The organism is Shouchella oshimensis (genome assembly GCF_004375095.1).
Taxonomy (GTDB): Bacteria; Bacillota; Bacilli; order Bacillales; family Bacillaceae_D; genus Shouchella; species Shouchella oshimensis.
The window spans coordinates 419,272-443,663 of the sequence record NZ_SNUX01000004.1; the positions used below are offsets into that span (position 1 = coordinate 419,272).

General features: G+C 40.1%; 26 protein-coding genes. 13 read left to right on the top strand and 13 right to left on the bottom strand.

Translation table 11 applies throughout. The features are described 5' to 3' along the window. Nucleotides 1-3 precede the first annotated feature (3 nt). Both E2L03_RS17620 and E2L03_RS17625 read right to left on the bottom strand, forming a co-directional pair. Entirely contained in the window at nucleotides 4-1,212 is a 1,209-nt protein-coding gene (locus E2L03_RS17620) for an ROK family transcriptional regulator (RefSeq protein WP_276338678.1), read from the bottom strand. A gap of 272 nt (nucleotides 1,213-1,484) precedes the next feature. After that, nucleotides 1,485-2,030, bottom strand: a complete 546-nt coding sequence (locus E2L03_RS17625) for a phosphatase PAP2 family protein (protein ID WP_051667667.1) — start codon at nucleotides 2,028-2,030, stop codon at nucleotides 1,485-1,487. A gap of 222 nt (nucleotides 2,031-2,252) precedes the next feature. Here E2L03_RS17625 and E2L03_RS20600 point away from each other — a divergent pair, with 222 nt between their 5' ends. Both E2L03_RS20600 and E2L03_RS17630 read left to right on the top strand, forming a co-directional pair. Continuing rightward, on the top strand, nucleotides 2,253-2,450 hold the full coding sequence (locus E2L03_RS20600; protein WP_148305210.1) for a hypothetical protein: 198 nt from the start codon (nucleotides 2,253-2,255) through the stop codon (nucleotides 2,448-2,450). A gap of 22 nt (nucleotides 2,451-2,472) precedes the next feature. Then, the gene (locus E2L03_RS17630) at nucleotides 2,473-3,099 is read left to right on the top strand and encodes an alpha/beta fold hydrolase (protein WP_038483877.1); all 627 of its coding nucleotides are present in this window, start codon (nucleotides 2,473-2,475) and stop codon (nucleotides 3,097-3,099) included. A gap of 130 nt (nucleotides 3,100-3,229) precedes the next feature. On the opposite strand, the gene E2L03_RS17635 is transcribed toward E2L03_RS17630, so the two are convergent. From E2L03_RS17635 to E2L03_RS17645, 3 genes are all read right to left on the bottom strand, one after another. Then, a complete protein-coding gene (locus E2L03_RS17635) occupies nucleotides 3,230-4,048 on the bottom strand; it encodes an STAS domain-containing protein (RefSeq protein ID WP_134259935.1) in 819 nt (272 codons plus the stop codon). A 138-nt stretch (nucleotides 4,049-4,186) separates the two neighbouring features. Then, complete coding sequence (locus tag E2L03_RS17640) at nucleotides 4,187-4,654, bottom strand: helix-turn-helix transcriptional regulator (protein WP_124742770.1); 468 nt, start codon at nucleotides 4,652-4,654, stop codon at nucleotides 4,187-4,189. A 290-nt stretch (nucleotides 4,655-4,944) separates the two neighbouring features. After that, nucleotides 4,945-5,811 carry a helix-turn-helix domain-containing protein gene (locus E2L03_RS17645; RefSeq protein WP_038483883.1) on the bottom strand — a complete coding sequence of 289 codons (867 nt, stop codon included), beginning with the start codon at nucleotides 5,809-5,811 and terminating at the stop codon, nucleotides 4,945-4,947. Nucleotides 5,812-5,961: 150 nt separating this feature from the next. Between E2L03_RS17645 and E2L03_RS17650 the strand changes: the two genes are divergently transcribed. Continuing rightward, on the top strand, nucleotides 5,962-6,570 hold the full coding sequence (locus E2L03_RS17650) for a DUF1541 domain-containing protein (protein WP_055735390.1): 609 nt from the start codon (nucleotides 5,962-5,964) through the stop codon (nucleotides 6,568-6,570). Between the two features lie 47 nt (nucleotides 6,571-6,617). On the opposite strand, the gene E2L03_RS17655 is transcribed toward E2L03_RS17650, so the two are convergent. From E2L03_RS17655 to E2L03_RS17670, 4 genes are all read right to left on the bottom strand, one after another. Continuing rightward, a complete protein-coding gene (locus E2L03_RS17655; protein WP_134259937.1) occupies nucleotides 6,618-8,006 on the bottom strand; it encodes a catalase in 1,389 nt (462 codons plus the stop codon). A gap of 245 nt (nucleotides 8,007-8,251) precedes the next feature. Next, entirely contained in the window at nucleotides 8,252-8,566 is a 315-nt protein-coding gene (locus E2L03_RS17660; RefSeq protein ID WP_134259939.1) for a GNAT family N-acetyltransferase, read from the bottom strand. 30 nt (nucleotides 8,567-8,596) lie between these two features. Beyond that, nucleotides 8,597-9,319: a nucleotidyltransferase domain-containing protein gene (locus tag E2L03_RS17665; protein WP_134259941.1), complete on the bottom strand. Its 723-nt coding sequence runs from the start codon at nucleotides 9,317-9,319 to the stop codon at nucleotides 8,597-8,599. Between the two features lie 378 nt (nucleotides 9,320-9,697). Beyond that, nucleotides 9,698-10,765 (bottom strand): zinc metalloprotease, encoded by a 1,068-nt coding sequence (locus E2L03_RS17670; protein WP_051667670.1) that lies wholly within the window; start codon nucleotides 10,763-10,765, stop codon nucleotides 9,698-9,700. A gap of 98 nt (nucleotides 10,766-10,863) precedes the next feature. Between E2L03_RS17670 and E2L03_RS17675 the strand changes: the two genes are divergently transcribed. After that, complete coding sequence (locus E2L03_RS17675) at nucleotides 10,864-11,502, top strand: SGNH/GDSL hydrolase family protein (RefSeq protein ID WP_166740364.1); 639 nt, start codon at nucleotides 10,864-10,866, stop codon at nucleotides 11,500-11,502. A 23-nt stretch (nucleotides 11,503-11,525) separates the two neighbouring features. On the opposite strand, the gene E2L03_RS17680 is transcribed toward E2L03_RS17675, so the two are convergent. Both E2L03_RS17680 and E2L03_RS17685 read right to left on the bottom strand, forming a co-directional pair. After that, entirely contained in the window at nucleotides 11,526-12,758 is a 1,233-nt protein-coding gene (locus E2L03_RS17680; protein WP_134259945.1) for an acyl-CoA thioesterase/bile acid-CoA:amino acid N-acyltransferase family protein, read from the bottom strand. A gap of 53 nt (nucleotides 12,759-12,811) precedes the next feature. After that, complete coding sequence (locus E2L03_RS17685; RefSeq protein ID WP_134259947.1) at nucleotides 12,812-13,996, bottom strand: MFS transporter; 1,185 nt, start codon at nucleotides 13,994-13,996, stop codon at nucleotides 12,812-12,814. 273 nt (nucleotides 13,997-14,269) lie between these two features. Here E2L03_RS17685 and E2L03_RS17690 point away from each other — a divergent pair, with 273 nt between their 5' ends. From E2L03_RS17690 to E2L03_RS17705, 4 genes are all read left to right on the top strand, one after another. Beyond that, on the top strand, nucleotides 14,270-14,470 hold the full coding sequence (locus E2L03_RS17690) for a hypothetical protein (RefSeq protein WP_038483903.1): 201 nt from the start codon (nucleotides 14,270-14,272) through the stop codon (nucleotides 14,468-14,470). Nucleotides 14,471-14,588: 118 nt separating this feature from the next. Further along, nucleotides 14,589-15,077, top strand: coding sequence for a ferritin (locus E2L03_RS17695; protein ID WP_055735398.1), 489 nt, complete (start codon nucleotides 14,589-14,591; stop codon nucleotides 15,075-15,077). A 142-nt stretch (nucleotides 15,078-15,219) separates the two neighbouring features. Further along, complete coding sequence (locus tag E2L03_RS17700) at nucleotides 15,220-15,654, top strand: MarR family winged helix-turn-helix transcriptional regulator (protein WP_134259949.1); 435 nt, start codon at nucleotides 15,220-15,222, stop codon at nucleotides 15,652-15,654. 13 nt (nucleotides 15,655-15,667) lie between these two features. Then, entirely contained in the window at nucleotides 15,668-16,315 is a 648-nt protein-coding gene (locus E2L03_RS17705) for a YczE/YyaS/YitT family protein (RefSeq protein WP_241742050.1), read from the top strand. A gap of 78 nt (nucleotides 16,316-16,393) precedes the next feature. Here the strand turns inward: E2L03_RS17705 and E2L03_RS17710 are convergent, their stop codons facing one another. Beyond that, nucleotides 16,394-16,975, bottom strand: coding sequence for a TetR/AcrR family transcriptional regulator (locus E2L03_RS17710; protein WP_124742780.1), 582 nt, complete (start codon nucleotides 16,973-16,975; stop codon nucleotides 16,394-16,396). A gap of 201 nt (nucleotides 16,976-17,176) precedes the next feature. On the opposite strand from E2L03_RS17710, the gene E2L03_RS17715 reads away from it, so the two are divergent. The 5 genes from E2L03_RS17715 (at nucleotide 17,177) to E2L03_RS17735 (ending at nucleotide 22,753) form a co-directional block, all read left to right on the top strand. Further along, nucleotides 17,177-18,382 (top strand): MFS transporter, encoded by a 1,206-nt coding sequence (locus E2L03_RS17715; RefSeq protein ID WP_134259951.1) that lies wholly within the window; start codon nucleotides 17,177-17,179, stop codon nucleotides 18,380-18,382. A 268-nt stretch (nucleotides 18,383-18,650) separates the two neighbouring features. Further along, complete coding sequence (locus tag E2L03_RS17720; protein ID WP_166740365.1) at nucleotides 18,651-19,967, top strand: sugar ABC transporter substrate-binding protein; 1,317 nt, start codon at nucleotides 18,651-18,653, stop codon at nucleotides 19,965-19,967. A 67-nt stretch (nucleotides 19,968-20,034) separates the two neighbouring features. Further along, entirely contained in the window at nucleotides 20,035-21,336 is a 1,302-nt protein-coding gene (locus E2L03_RS17725) for a carbohydrate ABC transporter permease (RefSeq protein WP_055735404.1), read from the top strand. Further along, entirely contained in the window at nucleotides 21,333-22,241 is a 909-nt protein-coding gene (locus E2L03_RS17730; protein WP_038483923.1) for a sugar ABC transporter permease, read from the top strand. Before E2L03_RS17725 ends, E2L03_RS17730 begins: the two co-directional genes overlap by 4 nt. A gap of 71 nt (nucleotides 22,242-22,312) precedes the next feature. Further along, entirely contained in the window at nucleotides 22,313-22,753 is a 441-nt protein-coding gene (locus tag E2L03_RS17735; protein ID WP_241742052.1) for a ferritin-like domain-containing protein, read from the top strand. 32 nt (nucleotides 22,754-22,785) lie between these two features. Here the strand turns inward: E2L03_RS17735 and E2L03_RS17740 are convergent, their stop codons facing one another. Further along, nucleotides 22,786-24,336: an alpha-amylase family glycosyl hydrolase gene (locus tag E2L03_RS17740; RefSeq protein ID WP_134259953.1), complete on the bottom strand. Its 1,551-nt coding sequence runs from the start codon at nucleotides 24,334-24,336 to the stop codon at nucleotides 22,786-22,788. Between the last annotated feature and the right edge of the window lie 56 nt (nucleotides 24,337-24,392).

Below are 24,392 nucleotides of genomic sequence, written 5' to 3' on the forward strand. Positions count from 1 at the left end.
TTGCTACCGTAAAAACACATTGTATTTTCCAACTTGCATTTCATCTTGAAGCAAAACCGCCAACGCTCCTAACAAATTCATATCGTTTCCTAATGCCGTTTGTTTCATTTCAAAATCCTTCTGAACGATCGTCATGGCTCTCTTTTCAATCTTATCTCGCAATATCGCTAAAAGCGGTTCGTTATTAACCACATGTGCACCATTTAAAATGACTGCTTGGGGATTCATAAAGTGAAGCACATTTGTAATGGCTACGGCGATGTACTCCGCCATCTCCTCCACAATTTTTAATGCAAACGGATCTCCTTCACATGCTGCCTCTACAAAATGACTGGCCTTCACTTTTTCAGGAACAAAGTCCGCTCTCGCCACAATGGCTTCTCCCTCTTGTTGAGTGAACCACCCTGATAGAATGCGAGCATAGATGGCTGGCCAGCTTACATAATTCTCTAAGCATCCCTGATTGCCACATGAACAGCCTATTCCTCCTGGAACAACAGACATATGCCCAATTTCTCCTGCACTACCACTATACCCTCGAAAAATATGATCATGGACAACAATCCCAGCACCAACTCCTTCATCAATAGAAAGATAGAGCAACTCCTGATAAGGTGCATCACCAAACTGCTTCTCTGCAATAACAAGTGCATTTAGATCATTTTCAACAAAAACTTGAAGCCCAAATGCTTCTTCCACAAGGCGTTTAAGCTCAATTTGATACAAATCAAGTTTCGCATTATAGAGAATGACACCATTTTTGGCATCCACAACGCCAGGGCAAACGATAGAGATTCCAACTAATTTTGATTGACTCTCAAGGATGGGCTGCACAAAAAGAGAAAGGGATGTTAAGATGTGCTCGACATAGGCATGGCCTTTTACATTTTGAACGTGATAGACCATCTCGTTCTTTCGTTCACCTGATAAATTAAGAACCGCCATTTGAATAGAGGAATTGCGTAACGATACCGCAATAATTAATGCTTTATTCGGATTAAACCGATAAAGGACAGGCTTTCTACCACCAGTTGAGTCACCGATTCCTTCCTCCATCACATAGTCTTCCTTCATTAATTTAGCTAAAATGGTCGAAACCGTCGTTTGACTCACCTGCACGTTTTCAGCCAACTCTGCTTTTGATAAAGGGCCTTTGGTGCGAATAAGATTTAATACATTTACGCGGTTGACTTCATGTAATTTCGTTTTAATGCAATATCCCTCACTTCAAAAAGTATTTTTAAAAAGTTATGCGGTAAAAGCAGTTATTTAAATATTTATCAGCAAAATAACGAAGAATCTCTATGAAGTTCTTCCAATTGCTTTTAAATCTAGTTTACCTAGAAAGAGGCAATAAGTAAATGAATTTTCTAATAATTTTTTTGTATTCGATCGTATAAAAAAAAGCCTATTGGGTTCTGTTGCCCCAACAAGCTCTTTCCCTGATGATTTCAATTAAAGCTTCCTTATTTGTTCACGTACACCTATGAAACCCGCTTAGCGACATGGCGACGATCCCCTTTTTCTAATTTGTTCATGCCTTTCTTAAGTAGAAACACTACAAGAAGGGCAATGCTAAAGCCTGCAAAAACATCCAGCGGATAATGGTGTCCGAGATAAACACGTGATAGCCCAATAAGCGCGGCACCTAGAAGAAGTAAGCTACCTACTTTTTTATGAAAAAAGAAGATTCCAAGCCCAATGGCAAAAGCAGCAAGCGTGTGGTTAGAAGGAAAGCTGGAAGCCGTATTATGTATGATGAGTAAGTTTACATCATGTTCGACAAATGGTCTTGGTCGATAAAACAATCCTTTTATCACATACCCAATGCCCATTGAAATAATAAGAGCTGCCCCTGTAAACAATGCGGTTTTCATATATATTCTTTTCTTTAAACCAACTATAAAAAAACCAAACAGCGCGAATGCCAACAAAATCGTGACATACTCCGAACTCCATAACATGACCATATCAAGTAGCCTATAATGGCCAGATAAGTCGTTTATTAAACGAAATAGGTGATAATCCATGGTACACTCCTTTATCTAGTAAACGTTCATATGACCTGAGAGTAGCACCTTTCATTTGATCGTGAAAGGTAAAAGATGCGGAAATGCTGTGTAAAAACATTTGTTTTACTACAAACGTATCAGTAAGTAAGAATCTATGGGGTCAGAAAACCAATTACATGAATTGTAGCTGTTATGACTAGCAACCACTTGGTATACTTAGAAAAACAGCTATAAAAAGGTGTGTTCATTATTGGTACCCTCTTCTTAATGATTGCTATAGCCATTAGCGGTATTCTTTTTTTAATGTATTCTTTTACGTCAAATCCAGATTCAGATCGTCAAGTGGAAGTTGCTGAATTGGTGTATTTACTTCCTTTAGTGCCAGTTCTCATTTATCTTGTATTCATTTATCATAAGTATAACAGAGGAGACAAATAGCTCTGAAAGGAGAGAAAAGCGAGTGAACGTATTTGTACATGGTCTCGGGCAAAAGCCTTCAAGCTGGAATCGTACACTTCAAGGATTACCAGCAGCTGAGACAGATAACTGCCCTAATTTAATTTCTTTACTTAAGGGAGCAGATGCTACTTATGTAAACGTGTATCAACGTTTCGTTGACTGGTGCCATCAGTCAGATGAACCCCTTCATCTGACAGGCTTATCACTAGGCGGTATTCTTTCTCTTCATTACACTATAGATTACCCTGAAAAAGTAGCTTCCTTATGTTTAATCGGTACTCAATGCGTGATGCCAAAACGATTGTTACAGGTGCAATCTGCCATCTTTCATCTATTACCACGCCGTATCTTTCCTCAAGAAGGGTTTCAAAAAGAGGATTTCATTACATTAACCCGTTCAATGGAAGACCTTGATTTTCGCTCTTCTTTAGCCGAGATTGCTTGTCCCACTCTCATTATCTATGGTGGAAAGGATTATGTTAATAAGCGTGCATCTTTTCAGTTGACTAAAGCTATTCCTAAAAGCAAGCTACTATGCATTCCTCATGCAGGTCATGAAGTGAATGAAGATCAACCATTACCTCTTGCAAATGCCCTCCAGTCTTTTTACAAAGATCTCATTCAGTGAAAAGTCACGAAAGAAAAGCAGTGCCCTTTGACACTGCTTTTCTTTCCTTATTAAGGGTTGTTTGTACCCAATGAAGTGTATTTATACCAAATAGAGCTCTGTTTAAAAATAGCAACTCAGACGCTAGAAGCTATTGGTCGATTGAAATCTTTCCAAATGCTTGTCTTAACGAGCTATAGATTTTTAAATCTACTTTAATACCTAATGAAACCATTGTTTGAGCAATTTCGGGACGAACTCCACTAATCATTGTTTCGATTCCAATCAACTTAAGCGCATCAACAACTTTAAAGATCTGAGCAGCGACCATCGTATCAATGACGCTTACACCTGATAAATCAAGGATAATGTATTTCAACCCTAGCTGAGAACCTTTATCCAATGCATTTGTCATCAAATATTGCGCTCGCTTTGTATCGATTTCACCGATAATCGGTATGATTCCCACTTCATCGGTTAACTGCACAAGAGGAACAGAAAGTTCGTCAATCGCATATTTCGCCACTTCAATATTGTTTGCGTAATCTCTCATGTACGTTTGGCTTACCTTTTGGATCGCTAAATCTACAATTTGATTAAATTTTGAAATGATGTCATACAAATGATTAAAGGAAAAGCCCTCTTCCTCTGCTTGGTCTTTAACAATGACACCTATTCGATCGCGGTAATAGGTTATTTCTTTTAACGCTACATCCAATTTTAAATCAAGAGATACTAACAAGCCTGCAACAGCTTCTCCCCAAATATCCATTGCTTCTTCTGATTCTTCTTTATCCTTTAAAAATGAATGTGCATAGACTTCAATAAGTTCGTGTCGCCACGGTTTTAGCCTTGAAACGAGCGTCGCTTCATCTATATGATCATGCGATGGAGGCATGTTCGCTAATGCCATTTTCTCAGCTAAAATGGTTTCTGTAATTGGCTTTAAATAGTCTTTGGATTTGATCATATCTCTATCTTCTCCTGCATCTACATTCTACTATTCACTTGATCCTTACTATACACTATAGAGTAACACAAACGTAGCAACATTACCCTTATGCCCTTGAATTTCCTATCTATTTCCTTTTCATTTCACCTACGAACCTTACCTCTTTTCATACCGTCCTTTTGCAAGATGTTCCAATGTTTCAAGAGCCGTTTCGTAACTAAATGTACTTTCTATTCTGTAATCCAAATCATCAATGATCCGATAATGTTGGCTTATCATGTTTTGTTGAAGCCGATAACTTCCCAATGTTTTAACGCTTTTCCACCAAATTTTACCACCTTTTGTTTTTTGCCGCACAATCGTTTCCCGATCGTCACTTAACAACTTAATGACTTCTAATGGATCGCCACCAAACAACCGTTCCAGAATTTCACTTTCTTGAAAAATGGCACAAATCGCACAAACTAGTGTCCATCCTGCCCGAAGATGACCTGACTCTAACTGAACGATGGTTTTCTTTGTGACGCCTAACGCATTTGCCATTTGCGTTTCAGTAAGATGACTTTCTTTTCTTAGAGCACCCACATTTCGAGATACGACGATAATGACATAATTACGATCCATTTTTGACACTCCACTTTTTTCTCATTATCTTACTCTACTTTCAATTATCTGACTATACAAGCTTCTGTTCTTTTTTCTATTTTTTATCGATATTATAAGGATGTAGTAGCTCTCGCTTAAACCATTTCTTCTTAATTGTTATGTAAGTAAAACGTACATGCTTCCCTAGACGCACCAAATCTACATACTATTTCCATTTTATCTTCCTTCCGTTTAATATGCGAAAGGTTTTCGCCTTATTTTTATGATGTTAACTAAAAAGAAACCTCCCTACATAAGGGAAGGTCTCTTCAGTTATCAAAAGTGAGGTTCTGTGGCTCATCATCCAATTCAGATTGCCAATCAACATTTGTTGTAGGAACTGTCTTCTTTACTTCATGAAAGATTAAACTGTCTAACCATACTTGTCCGGGCCCCGATACGTTTAGACCAAAAGCAATCAAGTCACTCTCTTCCGGGATATCTAGAACGATACTATAGATGTTCCAATCGGTATCTCCTATAATTTTACGGTCAAACATATTATCAAATTGGAGAACATCATGTTGCTTATTATCCACTCTCATCCATAATCCACAATATTCTTGAATGCCATTCGTTTTCACAAATCCAGAAAGCTTCATGCGTTTTCCTACATACTTATCCGCTTTGAATTGTTGCATAAGTGTAACAAATCCTCCATTTGGTTTTGCCGTTACCCCCTTTATATAAGCTGACTGCTTTCCTTGGTGGACAACTTGCGTATCTAGCCCAACCTCATAATGCTGTGGTTCGTCCCCTGCTAACATCCATCCTTTTATCGATGTTCCTTCCATCGTTTGATCCCCTTCCTTTAATCCCTTTAATAGTGTACGGTATCTTCCCGGTGGTAGCCCGTATCTTTTTTGAAATGCTCGTGTAAACGACTCCTGACTCTCAAAGCCGACACTTAATGCAACTTCTATAATTCGTTTTCTTGTATGGATTAATAAAGATGAAGCATAAGCCAATCGTCTTTTTCTTACATACTCAACGAAACTCATCTTAAATTCAGCCATAAACTTACGATGAAAATGAGAGGGTGAATACCCCGTCCTTACCGCAATCGTTTTAAGTTGTGTTGGTTCAAACAGTATTTGTTCGATCTCTTGCATACACATTTGCGAGAATGTAGACATTTAACCTTTACTCACCTCCACTTCTTACGTACAGTATACGCTAGACTACATTGACGATATTTGATCAAACTTACTTTCTTTTTTAAGTCGAGCATGCTTTTAAGTAGATTGGAGAATCTAATAGCACGACTTTAAAAAGGAGTGTTATCAATGCAATTGAACACATTCATTAAGCATACAGGCGTATGTTGTACGCTGATTATGCTTGTAACAGGTTGTGGCGTCCACCAAAATGGCGGTCAACCTCACCCTTTGAAGGAACACACTGACCATTTTCAAACATTACATGAATCAAAAAATCGCCAGGACATTGGTACCATTCAACAGCACTATTCGAATGAGGTTCCACCTCAACTGGAGGTAGCAGAAGACCCAACGTATCCAGTTGGTTCAAAAGCAATCATTCTGTATGATGCCGTTCCTGGAATGGCCTATGCAGTCGCAACAATTAAAGGAGCATATGAAACAACTGCATACGAAGTTGAGTATAAAGCGGCTAATGATTCTGAGCCCTTATCTTATAAATGGATCATTCAAGAAGAAATGTACGATGACGGGGAAACTTCTATAGAAAATGAGGCATTTGTTCAGCTTCATACACCTATTCCTCAACAAGAAGGAGAGAGGGTAAAAATTGTCGATCAACGGGAAACAACCGTTTATATGATTGATTTTATCTCTAATTCCAAAGAAGACGTTCAAAATTTCAAGTGGGTAACAGAAGAAGATTTAAAACCAATTAAACAGAAGAGCCGTTAAACTCTTCTGTTTCCTTTTCGCAACCAGAACAAAATCGAGGAAACGCCTTACCTCTCGTTGTTCATATTCTGTTTAATCCTTGAGGAAAGCTCTGGTGATACATTGTTCAGCTCAGCTAACACACTTACCTGTAATTCCTGCTCCACATCCTTTAACTGGCTACCAATGTTTAGAATTAAATCCTCTTGTTCTTTTTCTGGTAACGCTTCAAAGAACAGTCGTGGTTGAGTGTAATCATTTTGTTTCTCAATGTCCGATCGTTGCATAATTCCTTCTATGTACCGGCCATCTCCACTCGTCACTAAATCACCTGGCGACCAGTTCGATTGCTGATTAACCGGTACTTTACGGAATTCAGAACCAATTCTGTGACGTTGTGAATCCCAATAAATGTTGGCACGACCTTGAAGCATCTTGTCGTCTGAGAGCTCTACCCCTTCTAGCAGATGACTCGGAGAAAAAGCGGCTTTTTCCACTTGTTCTTCAAAATTATCAGGGTTCTTATTAAGGGTCATTTTTCCAATTGGAAGAAACGGGAACTGTTGTTCATCCCACACTTTTGTATCATCTAAAGGGTCATACGGTAAGCCATTCGCAGCCTCCATATCCATTACTTGGGTATATAAGCCGTATTCTACTTTTCCACCGGCTTTAATGGTGTCGTACAGATCCTGACCTGCCACATCAGGATTTTCACCAGCTAAACGAACCGCCTCATTGTTTCGAATGTAGCGTTCTCCTGCAAGTGGAAACCAAGCCAGCTTCACATAACGACGCTCTCCGTTAGCATTCTTCCATACGTAGGTATTCACGCTATGACCTGGGATATGGCGCAAGCTTTTGACAGTCCCCATATTCGAATATAAGCGAAGGACAAAATGTAACGATTCTGGACTACGTGCCACAAACTGCCAAAAACGATTCGGGTCTATTAAGTTATTTTCAGGCGAAGGTAAAAATGCCTTAATAGCCTCTGGAAAGCGAATCGTGTCACGAACCGAAAATACGGGTATATGATTACATACTAAATCATAAATTCCCTCTTGCGTATAAAATTTCGTCGAGAATCCTCGAACATTTCTCGAAGTGTCCGGTGTTCCTTTTGTGCTAACAGCGAGAGAAAACCGGACAAAAACCGGTACTTGTGTTCCCGCTTGTTGCATAAAAGATAATGACGTATAGGGGGACATAGAATAATACGTTTCAAAGTATCCGAAGGCGCCAAATCCTTTTACATGAACAGGTCGCTCTCTTAGCTTTTCGTGAATAAACGTTTGCAACGTTTCATGTTCAATCGTATCTTGCTTTAAGATCGGTCCACGTTTGCCAACGGTTTGTGAATGAAGTCTTGCAGGTTGATCTTGCTCCCAATCATAGCTCCTATAACCTGAAAATGGTGATGGAAACGGTTGAGTAGCAGAATAGTTATCAGTCATAGATATACACGCTCCTTCATCTTACGTTTTCTTCATACCTATGAAAGAGCGGGAGAAATTAGCCTTTCAAATACTCTATTTATTTTTTTACATAGCATCCCATCTATACGTCAATAGAACGTTCCCTTCCCCATATTGAGGTACAAGCTTTCTCTTTATTAGACTTGCACCCATTCGCTCATAGAAAGATTTACTTCTATTCGCTTCTAATACCTCAACGGTGGCCTTTTGATGACCAAGGCTTGCTAATCTTTAAGGATGGTTTGTATGAGCATTTTCCCAATACCCTCCCCTTGATTGTCCTCTAAAATGTATATTGTCAAAATGAAAGCAGTTGATTGTCTTGCACTCGCAAAACCAACAATGTGACCATCGATTTCGTATACATAAATAAGCTGGTCCTTGTCCTTAACGTGATGCGACCAGCTTGTAGCTCGATTTTCAACTGACATACCAGCAAGGATTTCAGATTTAATTATGCCTGTGTATGTTGTGAACCACGACTGGACATGTACAGACGCAATGCCATTTACGTCTGCTTCAGTTGCTTTACGTAGCATTGAGATCCTCCTTTAACTCGTTTATGTAGCTTAGTTGTTCTTCCCTAAAGAAAACCCATCAAATAACGGGCCTCCTGCTTCATCTAATACATGCTGAGTCAGCCCAATGACCTTTTCTTTCCGATCAGTTTGATAAAAATATTCAAATGCTTGATAAAAAGACACCGCAAAATGGCTGTCGTATGCATATAAACATCGATAGAGCCATTTTGATTGACCAATCCAGTGACCATTCATACGCAAAACAAACTCTCCTAACTGTTCCATCAAATGGTTAACGATAAAGAACAATTCTCGCTTTCTATGTTCGCCTATAAGATCTTCTAACGTATCTGTAAGAAAATAACGCTTTTCCTTTTGGGTTTGTGAAGACCAAGGGTCAGGCCCTTTTTGTAAAACCAATTCTGATTCAGCTTTTAATTGTTCATAAAAGTCATGAGTATGGTTGACTAACACCAATCCATCAACCATCATTCGTTGCATGGTAGGGCTCGCGCTTTGTTGATCAGCTTCAAAAATAACCCGAAACGAAGTGGTAGAATGAACAAACCACTCAACTGGCCAACCATCTTGGTAACGCGACTCTCGAAAAGATGAAGACACTTGATTATCAAATACAATAATATCTAAATCAGACGTTTTCATGTGTTCATTTCGAGCAACGCTCCCTGCCAATAAGGCTAGCTCACATGTCGGAAACCTATTAGCTACTAGCTCTTCTGCTGTTTTAATCGCTTGCGTGCGGTCAATCATTAGCGCCCCCCTCCCCCTAATTGTTAACGCTTCCATTTTTATAGAAAAGAAACACTGTCACTTCGAGTGTTCTTTCTTGTTTAATCCTTTTTCAATGAGCTGATAGACCGCTTTAGAAAAAGTCGATATATTGTGTTCGGCTTGATAGTTTTTTACCCTTCGAACAATTTCCTCAGGAAACTTTATTAGTTTCGGTATGCGATTCAACACCTGCATCTCCTCTGCATCCTATTCGCTCTAATATAGGAGATCATAGTGGTTTCCAATTTCATTGTCAACACCTGATTTTCCCCTTTGCCTCGGGGCGGTGCTTATAAATAAGAAGAAACTTTTTATACTCTTTTCATAGTTGGATGTTAGCTAATAATAAACTCTTCTTTATCCAATCTGGCTAGTATGTGCAATATCAGCTTTTAATTCGTTTATGAATTGCGCTTCCACTTTAAAATGCCCTTTATTCGTATGGTAAATCGTTTCTTGCAATGCCTTTTCACAAGTAGCAAGTGCCCCTTTTGCGTTTTTTTCTACCTTCCATTGGTACCACGCTTGTAGACGTCGATCGATTAACTGCTTTCCTGTTAAAAATGATTGTTCAACGTTTAGTTGATCAAGCTGATTTGTCATAAGACGATAAAAGAGCCATTCTTTCTTCAGGCTTGGGTGATAGAAATGCTTTGTATCTAGCTGATCCCACATGTCTTTTAACTGTATCCATGCTGTTTCATAAGCGCCTTTATCCAACTCTATGTAATAAGTAAGAAATTTAATAAACCATTGAAAGGGATCATCATGATCAATCGACATAGGTCGATTCAAAAAACGAGGATCTAATTCAGCATACCTTTTTCCTTGAGTCATCTCAGCGTTAACACGCAGTTGCACATAAAGCAACCACCTCATATCATGATTCTTTATACACTTCTTAAGTGTTGCACCGTCGCTAATGCTAATAGGTATAAGGTTTAAACACGCTATAAAAGCACCCAACGTCGCAGCTATTAAAATAGAGAGAGACTGAATGTTAAAAATAAGCGATAATCCAACTACCCCTATAGATACAAGCACATTCAGCAATACGCCTCCAGCTAAGTAAAGACGGTATGGAAACGCCTCTCCTTCTTTAAAGGGAGGTGGAATCATTAAACACTGTCCAATTATGCCTGGTGTCGTCAATCGTTTAAATCGAATTCGTTCTCCATCCATCACCCACATGTACGAGAATAGACGAAACGATAAAAACCGATAGCCCGATAGTTTCCCAAACAGTAGATGACCAGCTTCATGAATGAGAACATGAATGGGAATGGAGATAACTGCCACAATGAGCGCGATCACTAGATCTAACGGTGTGATGGTAACACCACTTATATACATGGGCAGGGAGAAACCGATAAAAGCGCCAACCATCATAAACAATGAACAAATTAGAACATGATATTTCCACATATAAAGAGCCCTCTTTTCTTTTTCAGTTGTACAGACAGTCGCCGTTGCTTCGCTTGTCTTTAAGAGTACACTGTACAAAGGAGGTGAATCTGCCCCTCATGTACACCTATCTCGCAATAGGGGATTCACTCACAGCAGAAGATTCACTTAGCCATCAACAAAATGGACTGATCACTCCTTATTTACAGTATTTAAAAAAAACCCTAAAAGAGCCGGTTTGTTTAAAACGTTTGGGTGAAGGTACTCTTACCGCTCGGAAACTTTACTGGTATGCATCAAACTACCAGCACGAACATCTCATTTATAACGCATCCATTATAACCATAACAGCTGGTGGAAACGATTTCCTAGACGCTTATGAGATGGCGAAGCTGATTCAATCGGATCGCCCATTCTTACAAGCGGAAATGGTAACCTTCCAAGCAATGGAAACACTTCTACGCTATATCTTGTCTATTAAAGAAGGCTCACGTCAGCCCTATTGTATACGAATCGTAAATGTATACAACCCGTACCCCCAAGAAGAAGAACTTGATCAAGCAATACAAAGCTACAACCACCGTTTGAAAGTGTTAGAAAACCGCGGTACCGTTCAAATTATCGATGCGTATCAAGCTCTACAAAAAAACACAAACCAACTACTCGCTATTGACCATGAAAATCCAAATGAACGAGGTTATCAAAAGTTACTTGCACAATTAATAGCGTCAGGCATTTCTCCTATAAACGAATCGTAAAAACAGGGCATGAGGACTGTTTCTTACGATTCTTTTTGTAAGTGTGTATGGAAGAATTGAATGACTTCCTTCCAAGATTCTATACTTGCCATTGCTGTTTCTCTTTTTCTACCACCAAGATAAGAAGTAGCAAAAATGGGCAAGTAAGGAATCCCAATCTCATGTCCCGCTTCTGGATACAAGATCCTCTGAACATAATCACATGTCTCCGTTTGCGTTAGCACCTCTGCCGGAAACATACCGTCTTCTTGCCCAGCAATGAGTAATGTCGGTTTACCTGATTGCTCAAGTGGAATTTTCGCCTTAGGGAACTGAGCAATTTGTTCATATAGAGCTTCATACCATATCTTGAATGGATTTTCCCCTTTTAAAAAAAGTTCCTTACATGCCATCGCTATTTTTTTAGGATTAAGAGGGGTCAAATAAGGTAAAGGAACTCCATGATACTTCCATGCAGGTGGTAGCCATTGCTCCTCTGACCAAGGAACAATGCCTGCCATTGAATACCTCATACCATTAAGTGAAACACAGGCGCTAATTTGCGCTACATGTATACTTGACCATAGCGCAAGTTCACCACCTCGAGACGTCCCATGTATACCAATTTCACCTATTGTCTCAGGGCGTTTTTTTAACCACTGTAAGACGTTTTCCACTTGGTCAAGTTCAATATGAACTAATTGAGCAGGTCCGCTCGGAACATTGAAATAACCTATTGCAAATGTATGAAATCCTTCATTTGCTAGAGCTGCTGCGTATTCTTCATAAATTCCCCCTTCCGATCCGCCGACAATAAGAACGGTTGGCTTTCTTACACCTTTTTCGTAGAAGTATGTTCCAATGATACGTTCTTCCAACACGGCTTTTCGGGTAATAGAAGAGCAATGCCAATAACGACGAATAGAAATCGAATCGAGGGTTTCCTCTTGGTGTCTCAGTGTCAACATATAGTACCTAGGAGCGACTTTTTGCTCTTTTTCTACAGCTTGTTTCCTATTTACTTTTTCCATCGACCAAAATAGGCCCATTGCATCCACAGCCAAATAGGATCCACTTAGTGGGGACGTTTTATTTGGATGAATCTCTCCATTCACATCAGAACGGAAAACCGCTCTCGATCTTAATTGATAGGTGGGTAATTCCCTTGTTAAGGTAAGTTCATAGATTTGATTAGCCTTTAACCCGTCCACGAACCAATCAACCGCTTTTGTAACAAGTGAATTCTCACCTCTTGCCTTCATTTTAATCTCCGCCATGTTCCTCTCCTCTCATTTTAAACCACTAAAAAAGAGCGGATCACCCGCCCTTTTTACATTCGCTTCCATGTTTTGAGCCAGATAATAAAACAACCGCTCAGCAAGAGAGCTGAACCGATATAGACTACACGTATGTCCATGACATCCGCCAAAATTCCAACCAGAAAGGCTCCCATGCCGAAAGCAAGAGTCGACACAGCTCCTTGCACCGTATACACATATGCTAGTTTTTCTTCTTCAATTTGTTGTTGCAAGATCGTGTGTAAGGCTACACTTCTCATTTGTTCACAAACACCAACACCAGCTACCAGCAAAAGCGCAAGAAGCGGAATGGCATGCAAGGCAAAAACCGTCGTTAAAACTGCACCACTACTAAACCCGATTAAAAGCAACAGCGGTAGCCGCCTCTCACATACATGAGCCATTTTCACAAGTATTACGCCTGCGAGAATGAGGCCTGCAAAAAAACTGGCGTTCATGAACCCCCACCACGCTTGCGAAACATGGAGGACTTCATCAACAAACACGTATACAATTGCCGCAATCCATACTACGCCGGCAATGGCCTCTAATGCTGTTGTTGCCATAACCCGTCTGAGCCAAGGCGTTTCATGAACTTTCATCCACCCAATGCCCATACTTACTCTCCATTCAACCGATTGTGAATGTGGACGGCATTGCGGAGCATGTAAACCCACTAGTGAAAAGAAAAGGGCTGCAATGATAGAAAAGCCAATAACTGCAATAAATACGCCTTCTGCATGAAGCCACACTAATAGGATGCCACCAACTGGCCAACAGCTCATACTCACTGTCTCAAAGACAACAGATGAAGTGCTATTTGCCTTCATCAAATCTGATTTGACGACGATTTGCGGCAGTAATGCTTGACTCGCTGGATCAGAGAGACCGTCCAAGAAGGCAACCATGCTTACAACAAAAAATAGCAGGATCACGTTTTCAAACGACATAAGACTAACTAAACAAAGAAACAGAACACTTTTCGTCCATTGACTACCTGCTAAAATGTTGGGTAGGGCGTAGCGTCTTAACAATAGAGGTGCCACCAAACTAGACACAAAACGAGTACCTGTAATAACCACGGGAACCAAACTCATTATGAAAACAGAGCCAGTCTGTTTCCACATAACGTCCATAAGGGCAATGATATACAGCACCATGACAGCACTATTATTGGCTTGCCCGATTAGCAACAAAAAAAACGCTTTTGAGCGCATGGCAAAAACACTCCTTCTTCCTATTCAGTTTTTGAAAAGCTGAAAAGAGAAAAAATGTTTACACGCCCTGTTCGCTCCAATCCATCTACTTATAGGAATAGTGTACCATTTATAAGTGAAAAAATTGACAAATTTTGTAGTAATTTTTTTAAAAAACGTAGGACCAGAATTCTTGAAATCATCCAGCTTCCTATGTTAGAAATAAAGAAAATCAAGTTTTCACTATCTCACTTACGGGAAAAATGAATAAATGAAATTAAAGGAGAGATTGTCATGGCAGAAGAAACAAAAATACAAAACTTACATCGTGTCATCGTCACAAAGGGAGAATTCAAAGACAAAAAAGCACATGTGATTAACATTTATGACAATACCATCTCTGTCGAATTTGATGACTATACCGGACGTGATGACGAACTACAGCGTACAGTCATTAAACACGATGATTACGAGAAAATTGAGGATGAAGTGTAACAAGTAGGTTCCAAAACCATTCATATGCTATAGTGAAGAAAGTAGTAACGCTGTTTTGTTGTTGCTACTTTTTTCAATCTTACCTACTACTCTTATGAGATAAGGAGCGATGCCAATTATGTTATCAGAAAATCTTGCTTCTGCACTTAATAAACAAATGAACATAGAATTCCAAGCGGCACATGATTACATGGCAATGGCAGCTTACTGCCACTCTATTAGCTATAATGGGTTTGCACAATTCTTTCTAAATCAAGCGGCTGAAGAACGGGAACACGGGATGAAAGTGTATACCTATCTAAATGACAAAGGTCATTTAGCCGTATTTGACGCCCTTGATGCACCAAAACGTGATTACGGTGCGTTAATTGATACATTCAATGCAGCATTAGCACAAGAACGAGCCGTAACCAAAAGTTACTACGAAGTCTATGCCATTGCTGAAAAAGAACGAGAATACCAAACCCTTTCGTTTTTAAACTGGTTCTTAGACGAACAAGTGGAAGAAGAAGCAACCTTTGAAACCCATATTGATTACTTAACCCGTATAAAAGACGATGCGAACGCTTTGTACAATTACGAACAAACCTTTAGCAGCGCTGAATAAGTGAAAGCAGATGAATGAAATCATTCATCTGCTTTTTTAATCCCTAGCTGGCCATATAGTTGTCACACGAACTACTTTGACAGCACTTCTTATTCTTGATATAGTTGTTGCACGAACTTTATAAAGAAGGAGAGTGCTCCATTTGGAATCATTCGACGAATCCATTGGGTTTGCAACGGCTCAAACCCACCGTATGATGTTTCGAGCCTTTACCTCCTACTTAAGATCATTTGCTATTACACCAGAACAGTGGACAGTTATTAAAAGACTTTACACCTATGGCGACCTCACTCAAAAGCAACTAGTTATTGCTGCTGAAAAGGATAAAGCCACGCTGACGCGGATTATTGACTTGCTTGAACAAAAAACACTTATAAAGAAAAGGCTTAACGATGAAGACAAACGTTCCCACTACATCTGTTTAACGGAACATGGAAGTCAGCTGTACAAAGCGGTTCAACCTGGTACAGAGCAATTCTATAAAGGTTTAGTAAAAGATATTTCAACGACTGATCTAGCTAATTACATGGACACGCTTCAGAAACTTCAAGAAGCATGTCGGTATCATATTGATTAAAGAAGGGATTCAATTGCACGTTTTTCAGCGCTATGTACTGTTTTTATTAGGCATCGTCTCTATGGGTTTAGGCATTGCCCTTACGACTCGATCTGATCTCGGAACAACTCCAATATCAAGCGTTCCATATGTATTGAGTCTTGCGCTTCCTTTGTCCCTTGGTACCTTTACTTTTTTAACATTACTGCTCTTTGTCTTTCTCCAAAAACTCATTCTTAAAAAGGATTTCCCTTTTATTCAATATGCACAGCTTATGATTGCGCCTTTACTCGGTATGAGTGTTGATCTCGGTATGTATCTTACCTCGTTTTTAGAGCCTACGTTCTATTTAGAGAAAATCGGAATTGTGGTCATTGGCAGTTTTTTTGTTGCATTAGGGGTCACATTACAAATAGAAGCTAAAACCGTCATGAACGCTGGTGAAGCGATTGTTCATGTACTCGCCAATCGTTTACGGAAACCGTTTAGCTCCGTAAAAATATACTTTGACTGGATGCTTGTTTTAACTGGCTTACTTCTATCTTTAGCACTTCTTGGAGGGTTTTACGGCATTCGCGAGGGTACGTTAATTGCTGCCTTTCTCGTTGGCTTATTCGTGAAGTGGATTCACTTCTTTCGTACGATGATCCATTGTCGATTCTTTTTAAAGGGTTCGGAATAAAGGTCACTCTTCACATGATGAAAGGGAAGGAAATGACCTTCCCCCATCATGATTTAAGTACGTGTCAGCTACGTGTCGCTATGCTCTAATACCCCGCCAATAGACGTTCCAAGACTCCTCTGCTTGCTTACTAATTTCATCTGGTGTATAAAAAACCACTTCTGTAACCAATCCTTCAATTAAAGCAAAGTACGTATATGCCATTGTTTCAGAATCAAGCTCTGTCGTTAAAATGCCTTGTTTTTGACCGTCTTTCATAACAACAGAGAAAAGAGCACGTACCTTTCTTTCACTCTCACTAAGCATCTCTTTTAATGGTTCTGCTAGTTGTTGAGGTGGATACTGAAGAAATCGGCTGTAAAATTGATTGGCTGGGTTATCTTGGGTCCAGTCATGAACATACGTTATAAACGCTTGATAAAGCTGCTTCTCAATGGGAACATTCCCTTGTCCAAGAGAATCTTTAATAAATGTTACGTAATCCAGTGACATGTCCATTACTAGATCCAAGAATAGTGCCTCTTTGTTTTTATAATGGGCATAGAGAGATGGTTTCTTAATTCCAACACGTTCGGCAATATGAGCCATTGATGTTCCCTCATATCCGAGAGTTGCAAACAGCTCCGTACTTTCGTGTTTAATTTTTTCTTTTGTGTGCATATCATTCTCCTTTACATCTTTAAACGTCTAGGTTATAATCCTTATCTACCGACCGATCGTTAGGTTATAGGTTCATTGTACTGATTTTTTTTTGTTCTGTAAAGCCAGCTTACCACTCAAACCTACCTAACGTTAGGTTTTGTACATGATAAACCTTTGTTCGGTCATACTATTCTTACTGTCTTAAAGGAGATCGACTCTATGGCACAAACACCATTAAGAAAAAATTCAACGTTCGTGCTCCTGCTCGTTGCAGGTATCTTCGCTGTTGTCGGCTTTAGTATGTTTTTAACGACAACAACGTGGTATGTTGTAACCATTCTTGGATCAGCAAGCTCACTTGGTATTGTCTTAATCGCTGCTACCGTCCCTCGTTTGCTCATGATGACTTTCGGCGGCGTTGTAGCAGATAAATATAAAAAAACCACCATTATGTTTGGAACCAACTTAGCTCAGGCCCTCTTACTGCTGACGATTTATCTACTTGTCGATTTGGATCAAATGACGTTTATTCTTTTGTTACTATCAGCTGCTGTTTTTGGTTCACTTGATGCATTCTTTGGTCCCGCCAGTTCTTCAATGATTCCAAAAATTGTTCCAAAAGAACAACTGCAAAAAGCAAATGCGTACTTCCAAGGGGTTGACCAAATTTCTTTCATTATTGGTCCGATTGTAGCAGGTTTAATTATGGAAACTGGCACAGTAGCAACAAGCTATCTCGTTGCTACCATTCTTGTCTTTCTCTCGGCGATTGTCATTTTTCCACCTTTTATTAAAGAGGCACCTGTGGAAAACCGCATTAAACAAAGCCCACTAAACGATTTACGGGAAGGTTTCCACTATATTAAAAGCTCTAACTTCTTACTTGTTGGTTTAGCCGTATTGATTACACTGAATTTCTTTGTTTTCGGAGCCCTGCACATCGCCATTCCATTACTAGTCAATCTGCATGACGGGACACCCATTCATTTAAGTTATATGGAAGTCAGTTTAGGTGTCGGCATGGTGATTAGTACGTTCATTCTAAGTTCAATTCCAATTCGACGCAGAGGCTTCACTTCATTAATGGGGCTCTTTGCTGCTGTAGGAACTTTACTAATATTTAGTATGGCTCCTAGCTTGCTTCTACTCACAATCATTGTCTTCTTTATTGGTTTTTCAATGTCGTTCGTTTATATCCCTTTCTTTACAGCGGCACAAGAAAATACGGATGGTAGATTGATGGGTCGTGTCATGAGCATTATTTTCCTTGCTATGAACGGCTTTGATCCGATAGCTTATGGACTTGTCAGTGCATTAGTCGCTGCTGATGTTAGCATCCAGCTTATTTTGTTCGGTCTCGGGCTTGTCGGCTTACTAATCGCATGCATTGTAAAATGGAAGGCACCATACTATGCTAAATCTTAACATTTGTCTTAAACACCTATCGGGATCACTGATGGGTGTTTTGCTTTTTTATTTTTGTCGAAAAATATTTATAAGCACCGTATTTTACGACTCGGTGCAAGCGTTTGCGCTTACCGTAGAAGGATGTACAAGGCATATCGTCTTATCATTCTCGGCTAAAACATCTTCTAAGCATTGCTATGACTACTGTTACCCAACATAAACAGCTTGTTTTCCACATACACCTTTACTAATGAAAGATGCTTTCATTACTAAGGGGGAGTCAAGAATGGCGTTTAAAAAAACAATCGGTACACTTATTTCCGGGGCGCTGTTAACAAGCTTATTAGTTGGCTGTACAAATGGAAATGAAAAAGAGCCTGAGGAAGTGGCAAATGAACCAAATGAGCCACCAACAGAAGAAAGTTTATCACCTGAAGAAGGCGCACACCTCATACTCTGGGACAATGGAGATGAAGAGGCAGAGTGGGCGGCATACGTTGCGGAAGCATTTGAAAAAGCGTATGGTGTTCCAGTCGAGTTACAAGAGGTAGGGCATACGGATGCACCAACGAAATTGGAAACCGATGGGCCTGCTGGTCTCGGAGCTGATGTGTTTAATGCCGCTCACGATCACCTTGGAAAAATGGTGTCGGCAGGACTTGTTTATGACAACTATTATGCAAGCGATTACAAAGAAGCATTTATGGATGCATCTGTAAGTGGGGCCTCCTACGTTGATCAAGATGGGCAATTAACAATGTATGGCTTCCCTCTTGCCATCGAAACGTATGCACTTTATTACAATAAAGACATTGTAGAAGAACCTCCAACCACATGGGAAGAGTTGTTCACTACAGCAAAAGCGTTCCAAGAAGAGTCCACAAATAGTGAGCGCAGGTTTGGCTTTATGATGGAGCCAGCAAACTTTTACTATACCCATGCGTTTATGGCTGGCTACGGTGGCTATGTATTTGGAGATCAGAACACAAATGCTAAAGACCTTGGCATCGATAATGAGGGTGCCATTCAATCAGGGCATTTCTTAGCGTCCATGCATGATGAGTTATTGCCGTTAGCTATTGAAGATATTACAGGTGATGTGATTTCTTCTTTCTTTAACGAGGGCAACCTTGCTTATCGCATTTCAGGTCCTTGGGATGTCCGCAATCACGAAAGCGCAGGGGTGAATTTTGGTGTGGCCCCACTTCCATTACTAGAAAATGGAGAAGCCCCACAATCCTTTTCTGGTATTAAAGCGTATTACGTCAACTCCTATAGTGAGTATCCAAAGGCAGCTACATTACTAGCACAATTTGCATCAAGTGAAGAGATGTTGTTAAAGCGTTATGAAATGACTGGTCAACTTCCACCAATAAAATCACTGATTGAACATGAGCTTATTCAAAAGGATGACATTTCAACTGCCTTTTTAGAGCAATCCTTACAAGCTGTTCCAATGCCGAATATGCCAGAAATGATTTCTGTCTGGGGTCCAATGCAAGTAGCCTATACGTCTATCTGGAATGATGGAACAGACCCTGAACAAGCGTTAAAAGCTGCTCGGGAACAAATTGAAGATGCCATTGCGACGTTAAGTCCATAAAGCTTCATTAGCCAACTTCTTGAGAAGAAGTTGGCTTGCCATTCACGCTAGAAAAGGGGTGAGAACCGTGCGCAGTCATAAGAGCCTCGGCACGCTATTGTCAATTATCTTTATGGGGTTCGGTCAACTGTATCATCGTCAATTCGTAAAAGGCGGGCTTTTTATCGCTTTAGAACTTTATTTACTGTTGTTTTGGACATTACCTTTTCGAAATGCAATGTGGGGCTTATATACTTTAGGAGAGACCACTCAAACAAGGGTTGGTTTCACCATCGTTCAAGGCGACCACTCGATCTTTCTATTAATCGAAGGAATCATTTTTCTTATTTGTGGGTTACTCTTTCTATGGATGTATGTGCTAGCCATACGTGATGCACGCCGAGTCGGGTTTCAGCGAGATCAAGGAAAAAAAGCCAATACCTTTAAAGAAACATGGAGATTATTAACGGATAAGGGCTTTCCTTATTTTCTATTGATGCCTTCTGTCTTCTTTACAGCCTTTCTCACTATACTCCCACTTATTTTCGGAATTGCCATTGCCTTTACCAACTATTCAGCACCAAATCATATTCCACCCGCCTCCTTAGTTGATTGGGTTGGTTTCCAAACATTCATCGACCTGTTCAATATGAAAACATGGAATCGGACGTTTCTCGGTGTATTCTCTTGGACAATTATTTGGGCAGTGTTGGCAACTGTGACGACCTTTTTTGTTGGTTTATTTTTCGCTGTACTGTTAAATTCAAAAGGCATTCGATTTCGGAAATTTTGGCGTAGCATTTACATTTTGCCTTGGGCAATTCCTTCGTTTGTCTCCATTTTAATTATGCGTAATTTATTTAATGGAGAATTTGGTCCCATTAATCAATACGTTGAATTTCTAGGTCTTGCCGCCGTTCCTTGGCTTAGTGATCCGAACTGGGCTAAATTTACCCTTGTTCTTGTGAACATTTGGTTTGGCTTTCCGTTTTGGATGGTGTTAATGAGTGGGGTCATGACCAGCATTGATCGGGAGCTATATCAAGCAGCTGAGGTAGATGGCGCTAGCGGCCGTCAACGTTTCATAGGCATTACGCTTCCCATTGTTATGTTCTCTACAGCACCACTCCTCATTATGAATTTTGCAGGTAATTTCAATAATTTTAATTTGATTTATCTTCTTACACAAGGTGGACCTGTTAATATCGACTATTCTTATGCTGGTTCAACTGATATTCTCATTTCATGGATTTATAAACTGACATTAGAACAAAGTCAATTTGCGATTGCTTCTGTTATCTCAATCTTAATCTTTTTCGTTCTTGCCGCCGTATCGATTTGGAATTTTAGACGAACCCGAGCTTTTAAAGAGGAGGACACGATGCTATGAACCGCAAACAAAAAGATCGTTTCAGCTCGTTTTTTAAGCATCTTCTCTTAACCTTTGTTGCTATATTTACTGTTTATCCCGTGATATGGATTGTCATGGGTTCGTTTAATCCAGGAAGCTCCCTTTTTACCGCTCAAGTGATACCAGGAATGAACTGGTCTCTCTTTTGGGAAGGCATGCGACAGTTTGACTTTCACACTGTTATGGAATCCTTTCGTTCCATTCGATTGACGCTCACCCATTATAGTCATTTATTCCAAGAAACCAATTACCTGCTTTGGTATAAAAACACATTGAAGATCGCATTTTGGAATATGGTTTTGTCTACCTTTCTTGTTGTCACAGCGGCTTATGCGTTTAGTCGTTTTCGCTTTCCTGGTCGTAAGCAAGGATTAATGACCATGCTCGTCCTGCAAATGTTCCCGGGATTTATGGGGATGATTGCTATTTATATTTTATTGCTGCAACTGAATTTGCTAGATAATCATTGGGGACTAGTCCTCGTTTATGCCGGTGGATCCATCCCTTTCAATGCTTGGCTTGTAAAGGGCTATTTTGATACATTACCAAAGAGTCTTGAAGAAGCCGCAAAAATTGATGGAGCAGGCAATGCAACGATTTTTGCTAGGGTACTTATGCCGCTCTCTGTCCCCATCCTCGTCTTTGTCGCTGTTTCAAACTTTATTGGCCCGTGGATGGATTTTATCTTTGCTCGACTAGTCTTACGTTCAAATGAAAATAAAACCCTTGCCATTGGTTTGTTTGAAATGGTTACAGGACGGGGCAATACGGAATTCACCCTATTTGCTGCTGGAGCCGTTCTTGTTGCTGTACCAATCACCATTCTCTTTATGATGTTTCAACGGTTTATGGTGGAAGGACTTAAAGCAGGAGCAAATAAATAAAGGAAGGTGCATAGACTTCATGTAAATTCCATACTACTAAGAAAAAGGATGGTAGAAGGGGCTAACGCGCAATGCACATGGATGCACACGAAGTGAAAACATTAAATAAGTTGTTAGAAGGGCAGTATATGGGGATTCACTCATACGATCACTTTTTAGAACACCTTTCAGAAGAGTCATCCTTATACGACACGATGACTGCCATTCATCATGATTTGGAAAAACACGCTTCCTTACTCGCCGCCCGTATTGAAGCTCTTGATGGTGTACCTGTTAAAAGTGAAGGCACAATGGGAACCATTCAACGCTGGCTGGGTGAACTGTTTGATCGTCCCCATGGTGAGGAGGACATTCTTAAACACGCCATTAAAGGCGAAAATATGTATGGTATTCGGATGTCTGAAAAAATTGCCCGACAAGGCTTGGACGAAGAGAGTTTACAGCTCGTTCATCGTATCATTGATGAACAACGTGAGCACGTCGATCAATTAAAAAAGAAACTCCATCATTAAAAAACCAGCTACGAGTATGTAGCTGGCTTTTTTCATTGACTAAAGACGACAGTTGAATACGGTGCCAACTGAACGCTTTGCCCATTCTGTTCCAAATTGCCATTCCGATAATATACATCTACCCATTGTTCTGGCAGTTGTACATTCACTCCTTCTCCTGTTAAGTTATGCATTACAAGGACGCTCTCTTTATCAAATACACGCTCAAACGCAACAAGCCCCTCTTTTTTAATTTCAGAGACCTTCACCTCACCATCCATTAATAAAGGGTGACTTCGTCTTACTGCTATTATTTCTCTATAATGATGAAGCAAAGAATCTTCATTTTCCAGCTGAGCTTCTACTGCGACTTTCTCTCGATTCGTACTATAGCGACGTTCAATCCATGTTGTCTCTTCAGGACTTTTATCTTTCTTCCATATCATCGGCTCCCGAATATATTCATCTGGCTTCATTCCCTCAAGCCCCACTTCTTCACCATAATAAAGATAGGGGTTTCCCGGCAGTGTGAGCAAGAGAGAAGCAGCCATTTTCGCGTGGTCTTCATTTCCGTTAAGCTGACTCATCACACGATCAATATCATGGTTCGTTAAAAAGGTACTATCTACATACCCTTCTGCAACAGATGAAAAATGATTTCGCACTTTTTCCAACCCTGAGGCAATCCCCGTATCCCTTTCTTGCTGAACAGAGGAAAGAATACGACTAGATAAATCAAAGTTAAACCCACTATCAAGCCCCTGTAGGTACTGTCCTACCACTGACGCACTATCCCACACCTCACCAACCAGCATGGTATGAGGTTTAATCCCTTTCACATGAGCATTGAAATCCTTCCACAAGGCAACGTTCTCTTCATGATGATTCTCTAATTGATAAGCACTATATAAGTATTTGGCTGCGTCTAATCGAAACCCATCGATCCCCACTTCCTCTAACCAAAATTGGCTTGCTTCTTTAAATTCATCCATTACCTGTGGGTTAGCGAAATTCATGTCAGGCATACCGTGCCAAAAAACACCTTCATACTTCGGCTCGCCCTCTCCATGCCAAACAGGCTGTTGCCAATCTCCTACTTGATTAAGATTTGTTGATTCGTCACTCCAAACATAATAATCACGATACGGCTCATCTCCTGCTAATGCCTTCTGAAACCATGGGTGTTCAGAGGAACTGTGATTCATAACGAAATCAATGATAACGTCAATGCCACGATTGTGGGCTTCCTCTACGAATGTTTTCATGTCTTCTACCGATCCATAATCAGGATGTACATCTGTATAATTCGTTACGTCATACCCATGATAACTCGGCGATGGATTAATAGGCATGAGCCATATCCCGTTTATGCCAAGATCTTGTAAATAATCAAGCTTATTCGTCGCTCCTTTTAAATCACCGATACCGTCTCCATCTCCGTCTGCAAACGCTCGCACAAATATTTCATAATATACCCGACTTTCTGCGTCTTCTACGAAAGGTGTTTCTTTTGACCACTTCATTGCCTCTTCCTCCCCAGGAAAAGCGTCCGTACAGCCGCTCATGAAAACGATTGGAGCGATCCATGCGATTCGTATTCTCACGTTTAGCGCCTCCTACTTCATAAATCTGAACCTTTCCCTTGTATATATGAATGACT

Bases quoted from the DNA above. Each gene is read 5' to 3' on its own strand.
- E2L03_RS17625 (WP_051667667.1), bottom strand. From the start codon at position 2,030: ATGGATTATCACCTATTTCGTTTAATAAACGACTTATCTGGCCATTAT.
- E2L03_RS17635 (WP_134259935.1), bottom strand. From the start codon at position 4,048: ATGATCAAATCCAAAGACTATTTAAAGCCAATTACAGAAACCATTTTA.
- E2L03_RS17640 (WP_124742770.1), bottom strand. From the start codon at position 4,654: ATGGATCGTAATTATGTCATTATCGTCGTATCTCGAAATGTGGGTGCT.
- E2L03_RS17645 (WP_038483883.1), bottom strand. From the start codon at position 5,811: ATGTCTACATTCTCGCAAATGTGTATGCAAGAGATCGAACAAATACTG.
- E2L03_RS17650 (WP_055735390.1), top strand. From the start codon at position 5,962: ATGCAATTGAACACATTCATTAAGCATACAGGCGTATGTTGTACGCTG.
- E2L03_RS17655 (WP_134259937.1), bottom strand. From the start codon at position 8,006: ATGACTGATAACTATTCTGCTACTCAACCGTTTCCATCACCATTTTCA.
- E2L03_RS17660 (WP_134259939.1), bottom strand. From the start codon at position 8,566: ATGCTACGTAAAGCAACTGAAGCAGACGTAAATGGCATTGCGTCTGTA.
- E2L03_RS17665 (WP_134259941.1), bottom strand. From the start codon at position 9,319: ATGATTGACCGCACGCAAGCGATTAAAACAGCAGAAGAGCTAGTAGCT.
- E2L03_RS17670 (WP_051667670.1), bottom strand. From the start codon at position 10,765: ATGTGGAAATATCATGTTCTAATTTGTTCATTGTTTATGATGGTTGGC.
- E2L03_RS17675 (WP_166740364.1), top strand. From the start codon at position 10,864: ATGTACACCTATCTCGCAATAGGGGATTCACTCACAGCAGAAGATTCA.
- E2L03_RS17680 (WP_134259945.1), bottom strand. From the start codon at position 12,758: ATGGCGGAGATTAAAATGAAGGCAAGAGGTGAGAATTCACTTGTTACA.
- E2L03_RS17685 (WP_134259947.1), bottom strand. From the start codon at position 13,996: ATGCGCTCAAAAGCGTTTTTTTTGTTGCTAATCGGGCAAGCCAATAAT.
- E2L03_RS17690 (WP_038483903.1), top strand. From the start codon at position 14,270: ATGGCAGAAGAAACAAAAATACAAAACTTACATCGTGTCATCGTCACA.
- E2L03_RS17695 (WP_055735398.1), top strand. From the start codon at position 14,589: ATGTTATCAGAAAATCTTGCTTCTGCACTTAATAAACAAATGAACATA.
- E2L03_RS17710 (WP_124742780.1), bottom strand. From the start codon at position 16,975: ATGCACACAAAAGAAAAAATTAAACACGAAAGTACGGAGCTGTTTGCA.
- E2L03_RS17715 (WP_134259951.1), top strand. From the start codon at position 17,177: ATGGCACAAACACCATTAAGAAAAAATTCAACGTTCGTGCTCCTGCTC.
- E2L03_RS17720 (WP_166740365.1), top strand. From the start codon at position 18,651: ATGGCGTTTAAAAAAACAATCGGTACACTTATTTCCGGGGCGCTGTTA.
- E2L03_RS17730 (WP_038483923.1), top strand. From the start codon at position 21,333: ATGAACCGCAAACAAAAAGATCGTTTCAGCTCGTTTTTTAAGCATCTT.
- E2L03_RS17735 (WP_241742052.1), top strand. From the start codon at position 22,313: ATGCACATGGATGCACACGAAGTGAAAACATTAAATAAGTTGTTAGAA.